Source organism: Cutibacterium namnetense, assembly GCF_001642025.1.
Taxonomy (GTDB): Bacteria; Actinomycetota; Actinomycetes; order Propionibacteriales; family Propionibacteriaceae; genus Cutibacterium; species Cutibacterium namnetense.
This window is the reverse complement of record NZ_LWHO01000003.1, coordinates 615,988-632,954: the sequence shown is the minus strand read 5'-3', so window position 1 is coordinate 632,954 and position 16,967 is coordinate 615,988. Positions and strand designations below refer to the sequence as shown.

The 16,967-nt window shown below is 59.3% G+C and carries 15 protein-coding genes, 1 tRNA gene, 1 other RNA gene and 1 pseudogene; 16 read left to right on the top strand and 2 right to left on the bottom strand.

Annotated features, from left to right (window positions below; all coding sequences use genetic code 11):
* Positions 1–5: 5 nt before the first annotated feature.
* Together A5483_RS06500 and A5483_RS06495 are read right to left on the bottom strand one after the other, a co-directional pair.
* Positions 6–707 carry a DUF805 domain-containing protein gene (locus A5483_RS06500; RefSeq protein WP_002548794.1) on the bottom strand — a complete coding sequence of 234 codons (702 nt, stop codon included), beginning with the start codon at positions 705–707 and terminating at the stop codon, positions 6–8.
* Positions 708–848: 141 nt separating this feature from the next.
* Positions 849–922 (bottom strand) — tRNA-Val (locus A5483_RS06495).
* Between the two features lie 100 nt (positions 923–1,022).
* Here A5483_RS06495 and prfB point away from each other — a divergent pair.
* The 16 genes and pseudogenes from prfB (at position 1,023) to mtrB (ending at position 16,953) form a co-directional block, all read left to right on the top strand.
* The gene (gene prfB, locus A5483_RS06490; RefSeq protein WP_193790447.1) at positions 1,023–2,129 is read left to right on the top strand and encodes a peptide chain release factor 2; all 1,107 of its coding nucleotides are present in this window, start codon (positions 1,023–1,025) and stop codon (positions 2,127–2,129) included.
* A gap of 10 nt (positions 2,130–2,139) precedes the next feature.
* Positions 2,140–2,826, top strand: a complete 687-nt coding sequence (gene ftsE, locus A5483_RS06485) for a cell division ATP-binding protein FtsE (protein WP_063811284.1) — start codon at positions 2,140–2,142, stop codon at positions 2,824–2,826.
* 32 nt (positions 2,827–2,858) lie between these two features.
* Positions 2,859–3,761: a permease-like cell division protein FtsX gene (gene ftsX / locus A5483_RS06480; protein WP_206598484.1), complete on the top strand. Its 903-nt coding sequence runs from the start codon at positions 2,859–2,861 to the stop codon at positions 3,759–3,761.
* 45 nt (positions 3,762–3,806) lie between these two features.
* Positions 3,807–4,289 carry an SsrA-binding protein SmpB gene (smpB, locus tag A5483_RS06475; protein ID WP_063811283.1) on the top strand — a complete coding sequence of 161 codons (483 nt, stop codon included), beginning with the start codon at positions 3,807–3,809 and terminating at the stop codon, positions 4,287–4,289.
* A gap of 98 nt (positions 4,290–4,387) precedes the next feature.
* Positions 4,388–5,443: an N-acetyl-gamma-glutamyl-phosphate reductase gene (argC, locus tag A5483_RS06470; RefSeq protein ID WP_063811339.1), complete on the top strand. Its 1,056-nt coding sequence runs from the start codon at positions 4,388–4,390 to the stop codon at positions 5,441–5,443.
* 11 nt (positions 5,444–5,454) lie between these two features.
* Positions 5,455–6,621, top strand: a complete 1,167-nt coding sequence (argJ, locus tag A5483_RS06465) for a bifunctional glutamate N-acetyltransferase/amino-acid acetyltransferase ArgJ (protein ID WP_063811282.1) — start codon at positions 5,455–5,457, stop codon at positions 6,619–6,621.
* Complete coding sequence (gene argB, locus A5483_RS06460; RefSeq protein WP_063811281.1) at positions 6,618–7,550, top strand: acetylglutamate kinase; 933 nt, start codon at positions 6,618–6,620, stop codon at positions 7,548–7,550. The genes argJ and argB overlap by 4 nt, the downstream gene beginning before the upstream one ends.
* On the top strand, positions 7,543–8,751 hold the full coding sequence (locus tag A5483_RS06455) for an acetylornithine transaminase (protein ID WP_063811280.1): 1,209 nt from the start codon (positions 7,543–7,545) through the stop codon (positions 8,749–8,751). The genes argB and A5483_RS06455 overlap by 8 nt, the downstream gene beginning before the upstream one ends.
* 102 nt (positions 8,752–8,853) lie before the next feature.
* Positions 8,854–10,314 carry an argininosuccinate lyase gene (gene argH / locus A5483_RS06450; RefSeq protein ID WP_206598483.1) on the top strand — a complete coding sequence of 487 codons (1,461 nt, stop codon included), beginning with the start codon at positions 8,854–8,856 and terminating at the stop codon, positions 10,312–10,314.
* On the top strand, positions 10,311–10,835 hold the full coding sequence (locus A5483_RS06445) for a DUF1707 SHOCT-like domain-containing protein (protein ID WP_063811279.1): 525 nt from the start codon (positions 10,311–10,313) through the stop codon (positions 10,833–10,835). The genes argH and A5483_RS06445 overlap by 4 nt, the downstream gene beginning before the upstream one ends.
* Positions 10,836–10,932: 97 nt before the next feature.
* Positions 10,933–11,534 (top strand): annotated as a pseudogene (locus A5483_RS06440) (DUF1707 SHOCT-like domain-containing protein).
* A 28-nt stretch (positions 11,535–11,562) separates the two neighbouring features.
* Positions 11,563–11,933, top strand: a transfer-messenger RNA (tmRNA) gene (ssrA, locus tag A5483_RS06435).
* Between the two features lie 521 nt (positions 11,934–12,454).
* The gene (locus tag A5483_RS06425; protein ID WP_063811277.1) at positions 12,455–12,646 is read left to right on the top strand and encodes a hypothetical protein; all 192 of its coding nucleotides are present in this window, start codon (positions 12,455–12,457) and stop codon (positions 12,644–12,646) included.
* A 1,362-nt stretch (positions 12,647–14,008) separates the two neighbouring features.
* A complete protein-coding gene (locus A5483_RS06415; RefSeq protein ID WP_193790454.1) occupies positions 14,009–14,587 on the top strand; it encodes a YqgE/AlgH family protein in 579 nt (192 codons plus the stop codon).
* A gap of 63 nt (positions 14,588–14,650) precedes the next feature.
* A complete protein-coding gene (gene mtrA / locus A5483_RS06410; RefSeq protein ID WP_002548563.1) occupies positions 14,651–15,361 on the top strand; it encodes an MtrAB system response regulator MtrA in 711 nt (236 codons plus the stop codon).
* An 89-nt stretch (positions 15,362–15,450) separates the two neighbouring features.
* The gene (mtrB, locus tag A5483_RS06405) at positions 15,451–16,953 is read left to right on the top strand and encodes an MtrAB system histidine kinase MtrB (protein ID WP_277619690.1); all 1,503 of its coding nucleotides are present in this window, start codon (positions 15,451–15,453) and stop codon (positions 16,951–16,953) included.
* The last annotated feature ends 14 nt before the right edge of the window (positions 16,954–16,967 follow it).

The window sequence follows — 16,967 nt, the reverse complement described above, 5'->3', positions numbered from 1 at the left end:
CTGGATCACTCAGTGACGGGCAGAGGCTCCTTGTCGTACTTCTTCCATGCTTCGGGGTGGGAATCCGAGATGACGAAGATAAGAAGGATGATATTGACCACGAAGATGGCGACGAAAAGAACAATGCTGATTGTCAGCAGGGGCATAGATGGCTTCCCGTCGTTTGCGGCGGCGACAAATGCGAGGATCATCATGATCGCGGACGCGATGCCGCAGAGAGCCGGTGCCATGACCCACCATCCCGAATGATTGACGTCGTGGAGGCGGCGCACCGTTAGGGCCAGGCAAGGAATGATAATAGCGAGTAGCCAGACAAGGGGCAGCATCGCGAAGACGACGCCGGATGTCGAGATGGCGAAGGATTCGCTCCTGGACCTCGAAGTAAGGGCCGATAGGAGACCGGCGCCTTGCACCATGGCCACGAGTGCCTGTACCGCGATAGAGATGATGAGGTTGAACAGAACGACCCACCAGTATTCTGAGCGGGAGGCGCGACCTCGAAAAACCGCATAGTTTTTGAAGAACAACTTGATGGCCAGGCCGAAGTCGACGTAGGGGCGGCGATGATTCTCAGCTACTGGATCGCTGTACGGATTGGACATCTCGTAGGGATTGCTGGGCTGTCCGTAGGGATCACGTCCGGCCTCGCTAGGCCATGCGGGAGTACCGACTTCGTCGGGGCGGGGCGGATCGTTCGGCTCCGTCATGCGGACACCTCTTTCCATGTCGCTGATAATGGCAGGATACACGGTAACGTAAAATCTTTTTCGAACCCATCAGCTGGCGCAGGAACATGGGCGACCATACCGAAAACGCCGGGCACGAGGCATGATCATTCGTTGTGGAAGTGGGCGTAGCCGGGCTCGAACCGGCGACCTCCAGCGTGTAAGGCAGGCGCTCTGACCAACTGAGCTATACGCCCCAGGGCAGCTACTCTACCGATTTATCACGCGAAGCACACTTCACCGGGTGGTGAATCATCGCATGAGAGTTGTCGCCACGTCCCTGTAGAGTTGCTCGACGTGGCATTGGTAGACCTTCAGCAGACCGTTGAGGACCTCGACGCATCCCTGTCCTCGATTGAGAATGTTCTCGATCCCGAGGCTAAGAAAGCAGAGATCGTGGACCTCGAGAAGCAGGTGGCCGCTCCCAACCTCTGGGACGACCAAGAGAATGCACAGCGGGTGACTTCTCGGCTGTCGGCTCTGCAGGCTGAGATTGAACGCCTGGAACGGCTACGTGCGCGGATCGAGGATGTCCACGTGCTGCTTGAATTCGCGGCTGCTGACGACGATAAAGAGTCCCTAGCTGAGGCGACAACCGAGACGGTTGAGCTTCGTGAGGAGATTGATGCTCTCGAGGTGAGGACCCTACTGTCGGGGCAATACGATGAGCGTGAGGCCGTCGTAACCATTCGCTCCGAGGCCGGTGGCGTTGACGCCGCCGATTTTGCGGAGATGTTGCTACGCATGTACCTGCGTTGGGCTGAGCGTCACGGTTACAAGATTGAGATCCTCGACACCTCCTACGCTGAAGAGGCGGGCATTAAGTCGGCGACCTTCGTCGTTCATGCCCCCTTCGCCTACGGCACTCTTTCGGTTGAGCAGGGCACCCACCGTCTGGTGCGCATTAGCCCCTTTGACAACCAGGGACGCCGTCAGACTTCCTTCGCTGGCGTTGAGGTGCTGCCCGTCGTTGAGGAGACCGACCACGTCGATATCCCAGAGTCCGACCTGCGTGTTGATGTTTTCCATGCCTCGGGCCCTGGTGGGCAGGGCGTGAATACCACCGACTCTGCCGTTCGTCTGACTCACCTTCCGACCGGCATCGTGGTGAGTTGCCAGAATGAGCGCTCGCAGATTCAGAACAAAGCTGCCGCCTTGCGGGTCCTGCAAGCCAAGCTGCTTGAGAAGGCTCGGGAGGAGCAGGAAGCCGAGATGAACTCGTTGAAGTCGGAAGGTAACTCATGGGGAGCTCAGATGCGCTCCTATGTGCTGCATCCCTACCAAATGGTGAAGGATTTGCGTACTAACCATGAGGTCGGCAATACCGATGCCGTCTTCGATGGAGATATCGACGATTTCATCGATGCCGGTATTCGTTGGCGTCGCAAGAACGAAACTGACTGACGGGGCAAACGTGATCACCTTCGATAATGTCACGAAGACATATACTGGGCAGAGTCAGGCGGCCCTAGCTGACGTTAATGTCGACATCGACAAAGGGGAATTCGTCTTCCTTGTGGGTCAGTCAGGGTCAGGTAAGTCTACATTTATCCGACTTATCTTGCGTGAGTACCGTCCCACTCGCGGCACCCTGTATGTCGCGGGGAAGAACCTTAACCAATTGAGGCCGTGGAAGGTGCCCGCGTTGCGGCGCCAGATAGGCACGGTCTTTCAGGACTTCCGGCTGCTTCCAAGGAAGACGGTCTATGAGAACGTCGCCTTCGCGATGCAGGTCATCGGTAAGTCGACGAAGGAGATTCGCAACGTCGTCCCCGAGACCCTTGAACTGGTTGGCCTCGATGGCAAAGAGAAGCGGATGCCCGACGAACTCTCCGGGGGCGAGCAGCAGCGTGTTGCTCTGGCTCGGGCGTTTGTTAATCGCCCTAAGATCCTCATTGCAGACGAGCCCACCGGAAACCTTGATCCGGACACCGCAGTGGGCATCATGAAGGTGCTTGATCGCATTAACCGCACTGGCACAACGGTCGTCATGGCTACCCATGACTCGACGATTGTCGACCAGATGAGACGACGAGTGATCGAACTCGATCTCGGACATGTTGTCCGGGACGAGAACGAGGGCGTCTACCGCAATTCCTGACAGCCCCGACAAGAGACAGAACGAGGAAATACATGCGTCACACCTTGCGAGAGACGTGGTCTGGACTACGCCGCAACGCTGCGATGACCCTTGCCGTCATCGTCACGATGTGGGTGTCCCTGTCCCTGTTCGGAGCGGCCTTGTTGGCCACCCAACAGGTCGACCTGCTCAAAGGTAAGTGGTACGACAAAGTTGAGGTGTCGGTCTTTCTGTGTGTCGATGGTGTTTCTGGAGCTCAATGCTCGGGTGATAAAGCTGCCACCCAGGCCCAAAAAGACGCTATCCGTCAGGCCCTAGAATCAAACCCGCAGGTTTCCCGCGTCTACTATGAATCCAAGCATGAGGCGTTCGAGGAGTATCAGCGTATCTATGCCGGTTCTCCTGTGCGTGATGTTTTGACAGAGGACACCATCCAGGACTCGTACCGTGTCAAGCTGGTTAACCCTCAGCAGTACCAGGGGGTAGTAACGGAGGCTCAGAGTCTGCCGGGGGTGCAGTCGGTCGTGGACTTGCATAACGTGTTAGACCCGATATTCCTGTGGATGAATGCCTTGAGATGGGTTACCTTTGGAATGTCCGTGCTTCTGCTCGTTGCGGCAGCCTTGCAGATTGGCAACACGATTCGGATGGCTGCCTTCTCTAGGCGACGAGAATTGGGAATTATGAAACTCGTAGGTGCGTCCAACACCTATATCCTCATGCCGTTCCTCCTGGAATCTCTCATCGCAGGCCTTGTTGGTGCGCTGCTTGCCTGTGTGACCCTGGCGCTGGGCGCTGATTTGGTCGTCATGCGTAAGATGGCGCATTCGATTACGACGTTGGCATGGATCGGATGGCCCCAGGTTTGGAAGTCCATCGCGTGGATGGTCGTCGTAGCGGTCGTGTTGTCTGTGGCGCCAGCTTACGTTGCGACAAAGAAGTACCTCAGAGTCTGATGTCTTCGTATAGGATGGAAGATCCTGTGTCGAAGGAGGACTGTCATGCCCAGGGAGCAGGGGATTAAGGTCGTTGCGCGTAACCGTCGCGCCACCCATGACTACACCATCGGTGACAAATGGGAGGCTGGCCTCGTTCTGCAGGGAACTGAGGTGAAGTCCTTGCGGGCTGGCAAAGCCACGTTGACTGACGCTTTCGCTCAGGTTGACGAACGCGGTGAGGTGTGGATGTATAACCTTCACATCCCTGAATATGCTTTTGGAACATGGCGAAATCACGACGTGATGCGCAAGCGTAAGCTTTTGCTCAATAGACGTGAGATAGCCAAGCTCTCCCGCGAAGCGGACGGTGCGGGTAAAACGATCGTTCCCTTGCAGCTTTACTTCAAGGACGGCTACGCCAAGGTCGAGATTGCTGTTGGTGTCGGTAAGAGGGACTGGGATAAACGCCAGGCCATCCGCGAACGGGATGCCAAGCGTGAAGCTCAGCGAGCTCTGGCAAACAGGGTGCGTAGCCGTACTCGCTGAACCCTTGGTGGCCGCCGTCGCGCTATCTCGGCGCGGGGTGCCCGTTTTGATCACGATGTGAATCAGGGGTGTCCTCATGCACGATCACGTGTATAAATATTCATATGGGCGCAAGAGGATTCACTGTAGCTGTTGTCGGAGCCTCCGGATATGCGGGAGCCGAAGTCGTGCGCCTGCTATCAGGACACCCCGGGTTCACAATGGGGGATCTTGCCGCGCGCAGTCAGGCTGGGGCGACCCTGGTGCAGGTCATGCCCCACCTTGGCGGTGTGGCTCAAGGACGAGTTTTTTCCGATATTGACGTCGAGCGTCTCGCCTCCCACGATGCCGTCGTGCTGGCCTTGCCCCATGGAGTCTCCGGACAGATTGCCCAGGAGCTTGCTAAGACGAACCCTGACCTGGTCATCGTCGATGCCGGGGCGGACTTCCGGTTGTCATCAGCTTCAGACTGGCGCCATTGGTATGGCGGCGACCACGCCGGTACCTGGGCCTATGGACTGCCTGAGTTGCCACGAGCCGAGGGCGGCTCGCAACGTGACGTACTGTCGGGGACAACCCGTATCGCCGGACCAGGGTGCAATGCCTCTGCGGTCGCTTTGGGTCTGGCGCCCCTAATCGGCCTTGTCGACACCTCTCAATTGGCGGTCACCCTTATCGTTGGGACATCTGGGGCTGGAAAATCCAGTCGCCCAGACCTCACATTCTCCCGGATGAGTGGGGGAGCCCATCTCTATTCGGTTGGTAACGCTCATCGTCACATTCCCGAAATCCTGCAGTCACTTCGCATGGCGGGAGCTGAAGAACCGCACTTGAGTGTGAGCGCTGTGCTAGTGCCCATGACCCGTGGAATCCTTGCCGTGTGCACTGCACCTTCGCACGCTTCCACCGATGACTTACTCGAGCGGTTGCGCGAGCGTTATGACGGCGAGCCACTCATTCACGTCACTAACGCCTACCCCGACACCCATGACGTCGTCGGATCCGCCATGACGCACATCAATGCTGTGGGCGATCTCGAGAATGGCGTTTCCACCGTCGTTGTCGCTCTGGACAACCTTGTGAAAGGGACAGCTGGTGCCGTCATTCAATGTCTCAATTTAGCCTTTGGTCTCCCTGAGACCACAGGGCTGCCCCTTATCGGCCTCAATCCGTGACAGGAGGATTTATGTCAGTCACCTATCCGCTCGGATTTCGCGCCGGGGGTATCCAGGCTGGGCTGAGAACCACCCCAGCCGCGGACCTTGCACTCATCGTCAATGATGGTCCCGCCGACGCCGTTGCCGGGGTATTCACAACAAATCGCGTGTGTGCCGCACCGGTCCAATGGTCGCGTCAGGTCACTGCCGACCACAAGGCTCGTGCCGTTATTGCCAACGCGGCCGTCGCTAACGCCTGTACCGGGATTGATGGCTTCGCCGACTGTCAGTGCGAGGCCGAGCATGTTGCAACCCTTCTCGGGTGCAAGCCGCATGAGGTTGTTGTCGCCTCAACTGGAGTAATTGGGGTCCGGCTCGATATGCCCTCCATCCTGGTGGGGGCGAGCACTGCTCATGGCACCCTAGGCAGGGGAGATGAGGTCGACGCCTCAGCGGCACGAGCGATTATGACGACCGACACCGTTCCCAAGATGGCGACCGTTGATGCAGGCGGCGCGCGATTCGGTGGCATCGCTAAAGGCGCTGGAATGTTGGCTCCGCAGTTAGCGACAATGCTCGTCTTTCTTACTACAGACGCTGTCGTGGACCCCGAGGAGTTCCAGAATGTCCTGGCCAAGGTGTGTGATGTCACCTTCAGCAGGGTTGACTCCGATGCCTGCATGTCGACTAACGATGCGGTCATCGCCATGGCCTCGGGGGCTTGCGGTATCAGCCTGACGGGTGACGAGCTGACCGACGCACTCACCAAGCTGTGCGCCATCTTGGCTCGTCAGCTCGTCGCAGACGCTGAGGGATCCCGCCACGACGTCAAAGTGGCTGTCACAGGCGCTACTAGTACCGAGGCTGCTGTGGCGGTGGCCCGCGAGGTGACGCGATCCAACCTCGTCAAGACAGCTGTCGCAGGAAATGATCCCAACTGGGGACGCATCCTCGCGGCGGTCGGATGTGTTCGCGAAGATGTAGCCCCCTTCGATCCCGACCAGGTGGATGTGTCTATCAACGGCATCCGGGTTTGTAAGGCCGGAGGCATCGGAGAGGATCGCAACCTGGTCGATATGGGGCCACGAGAGGTCCACATCGATATTGAGCTGCACGCTGGTCACGCCGAAGCTGCGGTATGGACTAATGACCTGACCCGCCAATACGTCGAAGAGAACAGTGCGTATACATCATGACCCTTGCTCTTGACATCCCCCTCAATGATTCCCAGTTCTCAGCTCAGCGGAAGTCCGAGGTCCTGGTAGAAGCGCTGCCTTGGATCAGGCGGTTCCAGGGCCACACCGTCGTCGTGAAATATGGCGGCAATGCGATGGTTGATCCCGGCCTGCAGCAGGCTTTCGCTGACGACATAGTGTTTATGGCTTCAGTGGGGATTCGCCCGATCGTCGTCCACGGTGGTGGGCCCCAGATCAACGCCATGCTTGCTGAATCCGCTACCCCGATGGAGTTTCGCAATGGCTTGCGGGTGACATCTCCGGAGGTCATGGAAGTTGTCCGGATGGTGCTCGTCGGCCAGGTGGGCCGTCAGCTCGTCAATCGAATCAACGCTTATGCGCCGCTAGCAGCTGGCATGTCGGGCGAGGACTCTGGACTTCTTTCGGCCCGGAAGTCACGGGTGATTGTTGACGGCGAGCAGATCGATATGGGTTTGGTGGGAGACATCGTTGACGTCAACATCGATCTCATGACCTCTATGCTCGATCGTGGTCAAATCCCGGTCATTGCACCGGTGAGTCCTGAGGTTGATGCGGCCGGCCACCCGACCGGACAGGTTCTCAACGTCAATGCCGACACCGCCGCTACCGCGATCGCTCAGGCGCTACGTGCGGAAAAGCTCGTCATGCTGACAAACGTCGCTGGGATATATGGCACCTGGCCTGACCCCCACACTCTCATCTCCGAGGTCTCGGCGAGTGACTTGCGCGCCATGATTCCGCGTCTAGGAGAGGGTATGCGTCCGAAGGGGCAGGCTCTGCTTGATGCCATTGATGGCGGGGTCTCGAGTGCTGCGATTGTGGACGGACGCATTGAGCACGCCCTGTTGCTGGAGATTTTCACTACCAAGGGCGTCGGAACAATGGCACGCAGCGACGACTATGTCTGAGGGGCTGACGGTGACTAAACAACAGACGACCGGCGATTGGCGAAAGCGCTATCGCAGTGGTCTTCTCGGGGTGTTCGGCAGTCCTCAGCTGTGCCTAGACCACGGCCAGGGTTGCGTCGTCGTCGACAGTGACGGCAAGGAGTACCTGGACTTGTTGGGCGGAATTGCCGTCAATGCCTTGGGGTACGCTCATCCGGCGTGGGTCGAGGCGGTGAGCCATCAGGCACAGACGTTGGCCCACGTCTCAAACTTATTCACCACGGGGCCCCAGCTCGATCTCGCAGAGAAACTTCTCGCACTGGCGAACGCACCGGAAGGATCGGCGGTATTTCTCTCGAATTCTGGCACTGAGGCCAATGAAGCGGCCATCAAGATCTGCTTGGCTCGTAAAAGCGGACGCATCATCGCCCTTGACCATGCCTTCCACGGTCGTACTCTTGGTGCTCTTTCGTTAACCCACAAGATCGCTTACCGTCAACCGTTCGGCCCGTCGGCTGTCGATGTCACCTTTATAACCCCCGAGGACCCAGAAATATTAGCTGGCGAGCTAGAAAAAGGCGATGTTTCCGGGGTCTTTGTGGAGCCCATCCAGGGTGAGGCTGGGGTCGTCCCCCTAACGGATGAATACCTACAGCAGGTACGTGAGCTGACGGCCGGCCACGACGCCCTCATGGTCGTTGACGAGGTGCAATGCGGAATGGGACGTACCGGACGCTGGTTTGCGTACCAGAGCGCCCACATCACCCCCGACGTAATGACTTTGGCGAAAGCGCTGGGAGGTGGCTTTCCCATGGGGGCGACGATGACCTTCGGATCGGATGTGTCTGGGATCCTCGCCGCCGGGCAACACGGGACTACCTTCGGTGGCAACCCGCTAGCCTGCGCTGCGGCGCTAGCGGTCATCTCTACGATCGAATCCGAGAACCTACTGACTCACGTCGGTCAGATCGGTACCTTGATGTCGAGCGCGCTGCGCCAAAGTCATCCGCGCATTACCGAGGTGCGGGGGAGCGGTGCTCTCCTCGGCGTCCAGCTCGATTCAGATATCGCTTCCGAACTTGTCGTGGCTGCCCGCGGGGCCGGGTTCATTGTCAACGCCGCTAACCCATCGACACTGAGATTGGCCCCGCCCTACATCCTGACGGAGGCGGAAGCCCAGTCCTTCATCGTCGCCCTTCCTGGTCTCATCGACACGGTTTAAACCTGACACGACCGTCCCCGATGCCGTGGGAAAGCACAAGGGATTTGGATACGGTGTGAAGGGTGGTAGGTAAGCTGAAAGTCCCTGATTGAGGAGTTCTTTGTGACCACCGAACCGCACGATCATGCCCACAACAACGCCCAGGCCGATCGCCCGATGGCGCTGTGGGGCGGACGATTCTCTGGCGGCCCGTCTGAGGCGTTGGCGGCGCTGTCGGTTTCCACCCAATTCGATTGGCGACTAGCCCGCCACGACATTGCTGGGTCGAGAGCTCACGCTGGGGTACTTCATGCCGCAGGTCTCCTCGATGACGATCAGTACGAGGGGATGATTGAGGCTCTTAACGCCTTGGAGGAGGACGTTGTTTCGGGCCGTTTCGTGGCTCAGCCAGAGGACGAGGACGTCCATACTGCCCTGGAGCGCGGCCTCATGGAGCGTGCCGGGGAGGATCTGGGAGGACGGCTACGTGCCGGGCGTTCCCGCAACGACCAGATTATTGCTCTGCTGCGTCGCTACTTGCGCGAGGAGGCCCGCAGTCTTGCTGGGGAGCTTTTGGGGCTCGCTCATGTGCTAAGTCGACGAGCTGAGGACGTCGGTGACGCGGTTATTGTTGGTCGTACCCACATGCAGCATGCTCAGCCGGTGCTGCTGGCTCACCACTTGTTGGCCCACGCGTGGCCGCTGCTCCGCGACGTACAGCGTTTCCGTGACCTTGATGCGCGGATGGACTGTTCGCCATACGGGTCCGGAGCCCTAGCAGGATCATCATTGGGTCTGGATCCAGAGGCGGTTGCGCGTGATCTGGGGTTCTCATCGTCAGTCCCGAATTCCATTGATGGCACTGCGGCTCGAGACGTCGTCGCCGAGTTCGCCTTCGTTGCCGCCCAAGTCGGAGTCGATCTATCGCGGTTGAGTGAAGAGATCATCATCTGGAATACCCGCGAGTTCGGTTACGTCACTCTCGACGATTCCTTCTCGACGGGTTCGTCGATCATGCCGCAGAAAAAGAACCCGGACATCGCTGAGCTTGCCCGCGGCAAGGCAGGCCGTCTCATTGGCGATCTCGCCGGTCTTATGGCTTCCCTTAAGGGCATGCCGCTGGCGTACGCCCGTGACCTCCAGGAGGACAAGGAGCCGGTCTTCGACCAGATTGATCAGCTGCACCTGCTGCTGCCAGCTGTCACCGGGATGATGGACACCGCCGTGTTCAACACCGATCGAATGGCTGAGATGGCGGGCCAGGGGTTTTCGTTGGCCACGGACGTTGCTGAGTGGCTGGTGCGTCAGGGGGTGCCTTTCCGGGTTGCTCACGAGTTGTCCGGCGCTTGTGTGCGAGAGGCAGAGTCCCAGAATAAGGAGTTGGCCGATCTCACCGACCAGGAACTTGCCACGATCGACCCCCGCCTGACTCCGCAGGTGCGCGAGGTCATGACGGTTGAGGGTTCGGTGTGTTCCCGGGCCGGACGTGGCGGGACTGCGCCTGAGCGCGTCGCTGAGCAGATCACGGAGCTGCGTGAAGCTATTGCGGGCTTGGGTAGTTTCGGAGAGGTCGGAACTCGATGAATTGGGGACCCGATGACTCGTCGCTGCGGGTGACGAATGTGCAGCGAGACAGGGTTCTTGACCATATTAATGACGCCTATGCCCATGGCGTTATTGACGATATGGAGCGAGAACGCCGCATTGAGACTGCCCTATTGGCGCGAATCCGTTCCGAACTCGACGAGAGCTATCGCAATCTGCCGTCCTTCAAGCCCTCCGTTCCCGAAGGGATCAGGGCGCCGTTGCCGGACATCCCGAAGAAGAGGCCTACGACGGGAGTTGGGCTGTGCGGTCTGTCGGCCCTGATTAGTGGTCCGATTGGACCGGCCGCCGGTTTCGCGCTGACGGCTAAAGGGTCATGGGCGCACAGCAAGATCAAACTCCAGCTGGTGACCCAGATCGTGTTCTTCGCCTTCGTGACAGGCTTTGGTATAGGCCCGATGGGCTTTGGCTTGAATCACCGGAACGTGGGTTTTCTGTCACTGATCTGGATGGCAGTCACGATTGTGCAGGCAATTCGAGGGTTCCAAGGGCAAGACTGAGACACAGGTATCGCGGCTGCGGGCGGCACCTATGACCACGGTCTACCCCACAGTGCGTTCGGTTGGTTAGGCCATGCTGTCGGTTCATCCTGGAAACATGAACAGCTGGCAGACGCGGCAGACCCGAAAGGATGACTGGCTTGTCAGCGGCGTTGAACGTGATCAAGCCGTGGCCTATCTGCGCAATGCTTACGTTGACGGCCGACTCTCGCCCGACAACTTCGAGGGCAGAGTGACACGTGCTCTGGATGCGGTGACGCGTGCCGACCTCGACGCTACCCTAACTGGTCTAGCGGTTGTCGGTGGGCAGGTCCACGGTTCGCGTATCGCCGCAAGCGAGACGTTGGCGGCTGGCGTCATTGGACTGTCCCCGTTCTTCCTTGGCCCGCTGGGGCCGATATTGGGTGTGGTTATCTCGCCACGAGGATCCTGGATGCGTCGTCAGGTGGCCCAGCAAGCTAACTTCCAGCTTGTCGCGCTACTCCTGGGGGCGGTCGTGTTGGGAGCGGCCGTCAAGACGAACCTCATGATCGTGACCTTCCCATTCGTCGGCATGGCGTGGTTCGCAGGCACGATCATCCACGCTGCTAAGGCATTCGAGGGACATGAGTGGACGAACCCCGTTCTTCAGGCGATTCCGCTGAGGCTCTTCGACGATGGGCGACGGCGTGCGTGGATTCGGTAAATCGTGGTCGATGAGGTAGAATGAGCTGATACAACTCAACAGGGGGATGACTGGTTTCGACTTGGAATGGTTGTTCCAGGAGAAGCGGGCCGAGGACCCAGGGTCAACTCGTTAACGATCCTTGGAAACCAATAAGTGCCGAGAACACTCGCACTGACTTCGCTCTCGCTGCCTGATCAGTGATCGAAGGGTCAGCCCGGATGTAGCCTTCCGTCCGGATCCTGGCCTCGTTTAGAAGGCTTGCTGTACAGCCGTGGTCACGGAGGCGGTACGGGACTTTTCCGTGACTGGGCTTGTCTGCACCATGTCGGTGTGAGTGCAGGAGCCGAGCAACAACGACAGCATCGACTGCGCCCGGAGAATGTCTGGACGGTCTTTCAAGGACGCGGGTTCAATTCCCGCCATCTCCACATATAAAAAATCCCACCCCTAGTCAGGGTGGGATTTTTGCGTCTGGCTACGGGCTATGGCCGCATCGGCAAGTGTGCACAGTGTCACAGAGATGCGTCTTATGTGCCACGCTACGGTTGCATAGGGCGCGGTAGATATCGGGGGCTGTACGAAGTGCTGCCGGTAGGCGTATCGGTCTTGGAATTGCCGGGTGCTGTCGGTGATGGCTTCTCCTGTCATCCGGGTGCCGACGTCGGTGGCGGCGCGCAGCTGGACGGACTGTTTATCCGGCTTCCCGGTGGCGTAGATGGGTTCCATTCGGTCAAGTCCCGCGACTGGGCCAACTGGGTGAGCGCGGTTTGGAAGAGCCGCTCGAGCTGGCGGTCGCGTAGGACGAGCATCCCAACCGCAACCGATCGAGGGCACTTCTCGTCACACTGCCAGATCCGGGTCTTGTGCGCGCTTGTGGGATGTCAAGTCTCCGTCCCGTAGACGCAGCCACAGTGCGTCACCCCTGTACTTCTCGCTGACCAGGATCGAGCGGATGATGGTGTGGCTCCATTTCTTCCCACCCCGCGGCGTCGGTACCCGGTCGACATCGAGCACGGCCGTGATGACCCGTTACGTGCAGCGCTATCTCGTGGCAACATTCATGAAGCACATCGCCTTCACCGATTGGACGGTGAAGGTGCTGGCCTCTGTCGACGCCGAGTACACCCTTCCGCTGGATCATTGAAGGTAAGGACGAGCGCGGTCGCGAGAGCGACATCGCTCGGGCCAAGCGTAAGGTAGTCGAAGCTCTTGTGCGGTGCCTGGTTACCGAAGACCGCTATGCCGATCAGTAGTGGGGCTACCTCCTCGCCTAAAAAACCGACACCTTGTGCGCGGACCTTTAGGATGACGTGACGGTCTACTCGCAGTCGATCACCAACGGGCTCTGAAGCGTATGAGCAAAGAGGGATGGCCGCCCCAGTGGCGAACACGCGCCCAAGCCTGCCGCCGGACGCTACGCACACCGCTTTGCAGTGCCGGGGAGTGGTTCCGGGCGGCCGGGCCCGGCTGGGCTGATCACCCTGCTGTGGCGTTGGGGCGGCGTAGGCATGTCCGGATCCACCGATTCTGGGCGGGATGTGGGGTGTGGATGACCGACGGTAAGTAGTGCCACGGGTACTGCACGCGATGTCGATGGGAGGGAGCTCTGGGGGTGCAGGCCTGCGAGGCCGGGTTGTAATTAGTGGTCAGGCATGACTTTATACATGCACTGGCAAGGAAAGATAGCAACACCGTCGAGTACTGGCGGAAATGCAGGGACCACCCGTGTAAGGCTCAAACTATCCCCAAGATGGCGAGCCGATAAGATATGGCGCGTGCCTGCCCAACTGGATCGCATGCTCTACATCGACGACTCAGGGCGTCCAAAAGCGGGCTGTGTCGTATACGGGGAGGGGACTGTTTCGAGCCGTGGCCACGAACGGCGAGCCCGTCGACTTTGCTGTGATGAGGCGGGGCCTGTATCGGGTGCTGTTGGACTCGTTTGAACAGGAGTTTGTGCAGCGAGATGCACTGGGGGTTGATCTTCATGGACGGGACGAGAGCGATTCGACGTACCGGGTGCCTGCTACTTGGCGAGCGCGACGCATCGTGGAGGATCCGATCCCATAAGACTCCAAGACGTCGCAACTCATGCAGATGGCGGACCTAGTGGCGTGGATGGCCAACGTACATCCGGTCCCATCACTGAAGCTGATTGAGGGGGTGGGAGAAGTACATGTCGCCTTGTGACCCAAACCGGCTCCCGCAGATCATCGATGCATAGATACAGCAAGGCCCCGAGCACCACACGTGCGAAAAAGATCCACAATAACGATGCTAACCTGAGGGCCAGATGTGTTTCTTCGGCCGTGGGGCGGGTCTGTGACGGGCGCTCAGTTCGATTGATCAGCAGGGGAGACGTGGGCACTGCGCTCACGGGGGCCGAAGCTAGTTGACCAGGCCTGGCAGAGTGGCCCAACGGGTCAATCAGCCTCACAGCACGAGCAGTCCTATCGCGAGGATCCGTTGATGATCGCGCCTCGATACCCTGATTTTGGGTGGCACAATAGACACTGTGAGGCTCGCGAATCCTTTCAAAGCTGGTGACCTGCTGGTGGCGAGTCGCCAAATTGGCGAGGGTATTTTTCACGAGTCCGTCATCTGCCTCATCGACGTGGCTTTTGACGGCGTCCTCGGAGTCATCGTCAATCAACCATGCACAGCGGGAACTTTGCACAGGCAACTGCCTCGCTGGGTGCATCTAGCTACTCCGCCGCAGGATCTCTTCCTCGGCGGACCGATGTCACCAAGTGGGGCCATCTGCCTGGCTCGAGTGCAACGATCGAGTGAGGAACCTCCCGGATGGCGACGCGTTCATGGATTGACTGGGCTGCTCCACCTCGACACCCCGACCGAACTCGTAGAAGGCGCGTTTACTGACGTCCGGATTTTCGCAGGATATGCCGAGTGGGGACCCGGACAGTTAGAGGCTGAACTCATTCGGGGGGACTGGATCAGGGCCGTCGCTCACCCTGAGGATGTCTTCTCCTCTCAGCCGCGAGGCTTGTGGCGAGCCGTGCTGCGCCGTCAGAATGGTCCCGCTGCGTTGCTCGCAACGGCGACCAGCACCCCGTCTCTCAACTGATCGTCGGACAGAAGTATGGGGACTACCATGTCACCATCCCAGAACCCAGTTAGGAGGTCCATGGTGGACCCTGCCGGTAATCGTGGGCCGATTCTTGTGGTTGACGACGATGCGGCCCTAGCGGAGATGCTTCAGCTTGTCCTCGTCAAAAAAGGATTCTCGACAGTGTGGGTCTCCCACGGCAGCGATGTCATGGGCGTCTTTCGCGAGCGCAGACCCGCTCTGGTCCTCCTCGACCTCATGTTGCCCGGGCGCAACGGTATCCAGATCTGTCAGGACATTCGACGCGAGTCAGGCGTTCCAATCATTATGCTCACCGCCCGCTCCGACACCCCTGATGTCGTCCGGGGTCTTGGCGCTGGAGCCGACGACTACGTGTGCAAGCCGTTCCGGTCCGCCGAGCTCGTTGCGCGTATCCGTGCCCGGTTGCGCGCGCCCGTCGTCCCGCATGAGGCGGGCGAAGTCGTAACCGTCGGGGACTTGACCATTGATCCCGCCGCCCATGTGGTTCAGCTGGGAGGCGAGGAGATTTCGCTCACCCCGCTGGAGTATTCCCTACTGTTTACGATGGCTCAGCACCCCAACAAAGTCTTCACTAGGGAAACCCTGCTGCGTGAGATATGGGGATACACCAACAGCACCGACACCCGGTTGCTCAATGTCCACGTGCAGAGACTGCGCGCCAAGGTCGAGCGCAACGCGGATCGCCCCCAAATGATCGTCACCGTTCGGGGTATCGGTTACCGCATCAGCGCCCCTGAGGAGGAGAGCTGATTACCCCGACGCGGCGTGCCGGTCGTGGTCAGCGGCTGGGTTGGCGTTTATCGCGGCCGACTGTGCTGCAACGACTGTGGTGGTCTTCCCTGCCGCTACGCACGGTCACCATCACTGTGTCGAGTAGCCTCGTCATCCTCATTGTTGGTGGCTTCTTCCTCGTGCGTCAGGCCACGGCGGGTATTATTGACGCCAAGCACACCTCGGCCATCGCCGAGACGGCTGCGACTATCAATCGGATTCAGGAGCAATTGCGCGGCACTGATCTGCGCACGGTATCCCTTGACGAGCGCCTCAACCATCTTGCCGACGATGCCGCGAGCCAATCTGGTCGATATCACGTCCTCGTTCAGGGATCAGTTTCCGGCCTCACCTCCCAAGGCGTTTCCCCAGATTCGGTCCCGACGGACCTGACGGCCAAAGTAGGCGAATCCAACGGCATGTGGACTGCCCCCACGACAGTGCACTACATCGACCACGTCCGTCCGGACGTCCCTGGAATAGTCGTCGGGTCAACATTGTGGTCGCCGGAGGCCAGCCGATCCATCCCGGTGTATTTCATCTTTCCTGAGACCCAGGAGGTTGCCACCATCAAGCTGCTGCGCCGTAGCGTCATCAGCGTCGGTGCCCTCATGGCTCTGGCCATTGCAGTTACAACCTATTTGGCGACCCGCCACATCTCCCGGCCGATTCGTCAAGCGTCAATCACGGCATCGAAGCTGGCCGCTGGTGCCCTCGATGAGCGGATGGTGGTGCGCGGAACCGACGAACTGGCAACCCTGGCATCGTCCATGAACGACATGGCTGCTCAGCTGCACCGGCGCATCGATGAACTTGAAAGGTTGTCTAGTCTGCAGCAGCAGTTCGTCTCGGATGTGTCCCACGAGTTACGTACGCCGATGACGACGATGCGGATGGCCTCGGAAATGATTGAGGCCAACCCGGACGATTCAGTGCAAGTACGTTCTGTGGAGCTTATGCGCGCCCAGATGGAGCGGTTTGAACTGCTTCTCGTTGACCTGTTGGAGATTTCGCGGTTCGACGCTGGTGACGCCCAACTCGCCGTTGAGGACTGCGACATTAGCGAGCTGGTGCGATCCGAGATCATCGACGGCACACCGTTGGCCGATCGCCTAGGTGTTCCGATAATGCTCGTTGCCGAGGACGCGCAGACCGCGGAGGTAGATCCGCGCCGTATCAGCCGCATCGTCCGAAACTTGTTGTCCAACGCCGTCGAACACGCTGAGGGCAAGACGGTTGAGGTCACGGTGGCCGGTAACGACTGTGCGGTGGGAGTCGCTGTGCGTGATCATGGTGTCGGATTCGAGCCGTGTCAGGCCGAGAAAGTTTTCGGACGATTCTGGCGAGGCGACCCCTCACGGGTACGTACTGTGGGCGGCAGTGGCTTAGGACTGGCCATCGCCCGCCAGGATGCGAACCTCCACCACGGTTGGCTGACGGCTTGGGGGCGTCCAGGCCAGGGGGCCTTCTTTCGATTGGTGGTCCCCAGACAGCTCGGTGGAGTCATTGTCGAGTCCCCGCTTCCCGCATCTCCGAGCGATGTTGGCTATTCGGACGGTGAGGAGGAATGATAGCCCTAAGATCT